The sequence below is a fragment of the Pyxidicoccus fallax genome, from assembly GCF_012933655.1.
GTDB classification, from domain to species: Bacteria; Myxococcota; Myxococcia; order Myxococcales; family Myxococcaceae; genus Myxococcus; species Myxococcus fallax.
The window spans coordinates 1-4,566 of the sequence record NZ_JABBJJ010000568.1 but is presented as its reverse complement, the minus strand read 5'-3'; the positions used below and the strand labels follow the sequence as shown (position 1 = coordinate 4,566).

Sequence of the window (4,566 nt, the reverse complement as noted above, 5' to 3'; positions counted from 1 at the left end):
GATNTGTATAAGAGACAGGGCAAGGCCCCCGCCCCAGCCCAGCAGCAGCGCCTGGTCGTCCTCGTCCTCCTCTCCGAAGCCGACGATGAGCAGGGGGATGCCAATCAGCAGCATGGGCGACAGCACGTAGCCGAAGTACGCCATCACCAACGAGCCGATGGGGAAGTTCACGTCGATGCCGCGAATCTCGCTCTGCAGCAGGGCGACCTGCTGCGACAGGTCGCGGATGCGCGCGTCCAGGTCCGCGTCCATGCCAGGCGCGGGGGGCGGCGACACCGGCGCGGCGGCGGGCGCATCCGGCGCCTGGGCCACGAGCAGGCGCGCGGACAGGTGCCGCCCGGACTCCGGGCTCAGCAGGGACGGCGAAGGGGGCGTGGGCGCGGCGGCCAGCAGGACGGCGGCGACGAGCGACAGCATGGGATGGGTCCTCCCAAGGAACGGAGCAGGCGGGCGACCCTAACATCCACCCGGGCACGCGGGCGTCTCGCGCGGCTTGCATCCGGGGGACCTTCTGGCATCTTCGCCACACCCATGCGCCGCTTCCTCGTCACCGCCGCCCTCCTCTGCTCCACCCTGTCCGGTCTCGCCGGCTGCAAGGGCGCCTGCCGCGAGCTCGCGGAGAAGCTCTGCGACTGCTCCACCAACTCCGTGGAGAGGGAACTGTGCCTCCAGCGCGCCGCGGAGGAGGAGAACCGCGTGGAGCCCACCGAGGAGGACGAGCTCGTCTGCGAGGAGCGCCTGGACGGCTGCGACTGCCGCGCCATCGAGACCGAGGAAGGCAAGCGCGCCTGCGGGCTGTCGCGCTGAGGCCCTCCCGCCCCGCCGCTGACGGCGGGGCCCCACACCCGGCCTCTCAGGCCCCAGGCACCACCGGCCGCGCGGGCACCGGCTTGGAGGACTCGGAGGACTCCGCGTCCACCCACGGCTGCAGCGCCTTGCGCACGCGCGAGCGCAGCGGCGTCTCCACGTAGCGGTGCACCGCCACCGACGCCGGCACCGCCACCGCCAGCAGCACGCCCAGCAGCGCCACGGGGGACTGCATGTCCACCCACGGTGCCAGCACCCCGGCCAGCGCCTTCGCCGCCTCCGACGCGGGATACTGGAGGAGGTACAGCGCGTAGCTCGCCCCGCCCAGGTGCACCAGCAGCGGGCGCGACAGGAGCCAGCCCAGCGCCCCACCGCCCCGCGCCAGCCCGTACACCAGCAGCCCCGACGCGGGCGCCAGCAGCGCGTTGTGCATCAGCGGGTACGGAATCCGCGGGCCCGCCGCGCCCGCCGCCACCAGCAGCGCCAGTCCCGCCGCCGCCAGCACCGTCCCGTTGCCCTTCGCCGCGCCCGCGTCGCGCTCGCGCACGAAGTACCAGCCCAGCAGCACGCCGAAGACGAACTCGGGCAGCCGGCTCACCGGGTTGAACTTGAGCACCGACATCCACGTGCCCGCCGCGTGCGCGTCCACCGCGCCGGGCCCGTCCGGCAGCAGCCACAGGAACAGCAGCGGCGGCACCAGCCCCAGCACCCACACCGCGCCCATCGCCGTCGGCAGCAGCGACGGCCGCAGCCGCGGCAGCCACCGCGCCAGCCGGGGGAAGAAGGCGTAGAAGAAGGCCTCCACCGACACGGACCAGCCCGGCGGGTTCCAGTACAGCGCCAGCTTGGGCACCCACGCCTGGAGGAGCGACAGCGCGCCCAGGGCGCCCACCGCCAGCTTCATCGCGGCCACCTTCCACCCGTTGGCCGCCACGGACAGCTCCATGGTGGACGGCGCGGACAGGAGGAAGGTCAGCACGTAGACGGGGTACACGCGGGCCACGCGAGCGGCCAGGAAGGCGCGCGTCCCTGTCTCCATCCGCCCGTCCCCGTCCAGGTAGTTCCAGGCGAGGACGAAGCCGGACAACACGAAGAACACGCCCACGGCGGAGTACCCCGCCCCCACCCAGTTGCGGACCCCCTCCGGCGCCGACGCGACGAGCGTCTTGCCGAAGTGGAACAGCACCACGTGGAGGGCCGCGAGAAACCGCAGCCCCGTGAGCGCGTCCAGGGAACCGGTGCGGCTACGACTCACCGGCGACCGATACCGAAGTACGTGAAGCCCAGCTCGCGCATGCGCTCCGGGTCGTAGATGTTGCGGCCGTCGAACACGACGGGGCTCTTCATCAGGCCCTTCATGCGCTCGAAGTCCGGGCGGCGGAACTCGTTCCACTCCGTCACCACGAACAGGCCGTCCACGCCCTCCAGCGCCTCGTAGGGCACCGAGGCGTAGCGGATGCGGTCGCCGAACACGCGCTTGGCGGTGTGCGCGGCCACCGGGTCGTGCGCCACCACCTGCGCGCCCTTGCCGATGAGGCCCTCGATGACCTCGATGGACGGCGCCTCGCGCATGTCGTCCGTCTTCGGCTTGAAGGCCAGGCCCCACACGCCGAACTTCTTGCCCTCGAGCGAGCCGTAGTGCTTCACGGCCTTGTTCACCAAGAGCTTCTTCTGGCGCTCGTTGGTGCGCTCCACGGCGCGCAGCAGGTCCAGCTCCAGGCCGTAGTCACGCGCGGTGGCCACCAGCGCCTTCACGTCCTTGGGGAAGCAGGAGCCGCCGTAGCCCACGCCCGGGAAGAGGAACGGGTAGCCCACGCGCTTGTCCGAGCCCAGGCCCTTGCGCACGAAGTCCACGTCCGCGCCCACCTTCTCGCAGAGCGCGGCGATGTCGTTCATGAACGAGATGCGCGTGGCCAGCATCGCGTTGGCGGCGTACTTCGTCAGCTCCGCCGAGCGCGTGTCCATGAAGATGATGGGGTTCTCGGTGCGCACGAAGGGCGAGTACAGCTCCGCCATGACCTTGCGGGCGCGCTCGGAGTCCACGCCGATGACGACGCGGTCCGGCTTGAGGAAGTCGTCCAGCGCGGCGCCTTCCTTGAGGAACTCGGGGTTGGAGACGACGTCGAACTCGTGCTGCGTCGTCTTGCGCACCGCCTCGCGAACCTTGTCCGCGGTGCCCACCGGCACGGTGCTCTTGTCGACGACGACCGTGTAGTGCTTCATCGCCTTGCCAATCTGCTCGGCGGCGGCCAGCACGTACTGGAGGTCGGCGTCGCCGCTCTCACCCTCGGGCGTGCCCACGGCGATGAAGACGACCTGCGCGGTGGCCACGGCCTCCGGGAGGTCGCGCGTGAAGAACAGTCGCTTCTCGCGCACGTTCTTCTTGATGAGCTCCTCGAGACCCGGCTCGTAGATGGGCACCTCGCCCGCCTGGAGCATGCGGATCTTCCGCTCGTCGATGTCCACGCACGTGACGTCGTTACCCGAGTCCGCGAAGCAGGTGCCCGCGACGAGGCCGACGTAGCCCGTTCCGATGATGGCAATACGCATTCAAGAAGTCCCAGTGGGGAATTGTCCGGAGCCCGACTCATACGCTGACAGGCGCATTGAAAGGAAGCCCGTCCCCCAGGGCAGGTGGGCAGTCAGCCAGGCTCACTGACCTGTGAGCAGACGGCGCACCCGCTCCAACCCCTTGAGAGCCGTGGCCTGGCCCGGGGTGCTGATGGGACCCACCACCGTCCTGTCCAGCAGCTCGCGGGTGGCCCGGCGCAGCGGCGGGTAGGCGGCGGTGGCGGCCGGGGCGGCCTCCGGGAAGAGGCGCGCGACGATGGCGAGCGAGGTGTACAGCGCACGCTCCAGGCGCCACTCGGCTGCCCGGGCCAGCAGCACGGGCACGTCTAATGGCCGGGAGTAGGCGCCTCCCATGGCCTGGGCGCCGGTGACGAGCTCGCGCAGGTCGATGAAGGAGAGCCAGGGGACCTCGTAGCCCTGGCGAGCGTGCTCCAGGGCCGTGAGCAGCACCGCGTCCTCCAGGTCCGCGCGGAAGATGGACGAGCCGTACACGCGGATGGGCAGCGCGCGGTCGAGGATGCCGGCGGCCTGCTCGCGACGCTGCGCCCCCAGCACGTCCGAGTAGAGCAGGATGACGGTGCGCCCGTCGGACACCGCCTTGGTGGCGCCGGTGCCGGTGGCGTCCTCCGGCTTGAACTCGTGGTTGGCGAGGTAGCCCGCGAAGCCGTCCACATCCAGCCGCTTCATGAGCAGTTGCAGCTCCGTCACCGGGCGGAAGGCCACGTGGGGGTAGAGCGTGTCGGCGAAGGCGGCGCCTCCGAACAGCACCAGCTTGCGGCCCTGAAGGTCGTCGACGATCTGCTTGAAGTTGACGAGCTTCATCACGTTGTCGTTCGCGGAGCCCTGGTAGATGGCCATCAGCCGGTCCATCACCCCCTCCGGCACCCCCGAGCCTGCCAGGCGGTACTGCAGGTTGTAGGCGGCCAGGGGCGCCAGGCCCTGGGAGATGGCCCAGCTCACGTACTGCTCCCAGGGGGCCCCACGCAGGGAGCCACGCGGCGGGTCGAACGAGGCGAGGACGCGGAAGGTGTCGAGGAGGCTCGGCGGCATGGTGGGGCCCCTTTAACGGGCGGAGCGCGGGGCCTGCAATGGTCGGCTTCGCACCTCTTGCGTGTATGCGGCCGGACAAAACGACGCGGGAGTGGTGAACACGTGACAGCGGATGGCCCTCCGGGGTGGGGGCACGGG

4 protein-coding genes are annotated in these 4,566 nt (G+C 70.8%); 1 reads left to right on the top strand and 3 read right to left on the bottom strand.

Annotation, left to right across the window (positions count from 1 at the left end):
* The first annotated feature begins 516 nt into the window (after window positions 1-516).
* Window positions 517-807 carry a hypothetical protein gene (locus tag HG543_RS51695; protein WP_169352372.1) on the top strand — a complete coding sequence of 97 codons (291 nt, stop codon included), beginning with the start codon at window positions 517-519 and terminating at the stop codon, window positions 805-807.
* A 46-nt stretch (window positions 808-853) separates the two neighbouring features.
* Here the strand turns inward: HG543_RS51695 and HG543_RS51690 are convergent, their stop codons facing one another.
* The 3 genes from HG543_RS51690 to HG543_RS51680 form a co-directional block, all read right to left on the bottom strand.
* The gene (locus tag HG543_RS51690; protein ID WP_169352371.1) at window positions 854-2,062 is read right to left on the bottom strand and encodes an acyltransferase family protein; all 1,209 of its coding nucleotides are present in this window, start codon (window positions 2,060-2,062) and stop codon (window positions 854-856) included.
* On the bottom strand, window positions 2,059-3,357 hold the full coding sequence (locus tag HG543_RS51685) for a UDP-glucose dehydrogenase family protein (RefSeq protein ID WP_169352370.1): 1,299 nt from the start codon (window positions 3,355-3,357) through the stop codon (window positions 2,059-2,061). The genes HG543_RS51690 and HG543_RS51685 overlap by 4 nt, the downstream gene beginning before the upstream one ends.
* A gap of 102 nt (window positions 3,358-3,459) precedes the next feature.
* Window positions 3,460-4,428 carry a nucleotidyltransferase family protein gene (locus tag HG543_RS51680; RefSeq protein ID WP_169352369.1) on the bottom strand — a complete coding sequence of 323 codons (969 nt, stop codon included), beginning with the start codon at window positions 4,426-4,428 and terminating at the stop codon, window positions 3,460-3,462.
* Window positions 4,429-4,566: the final 138 nt, after the last annotated feature.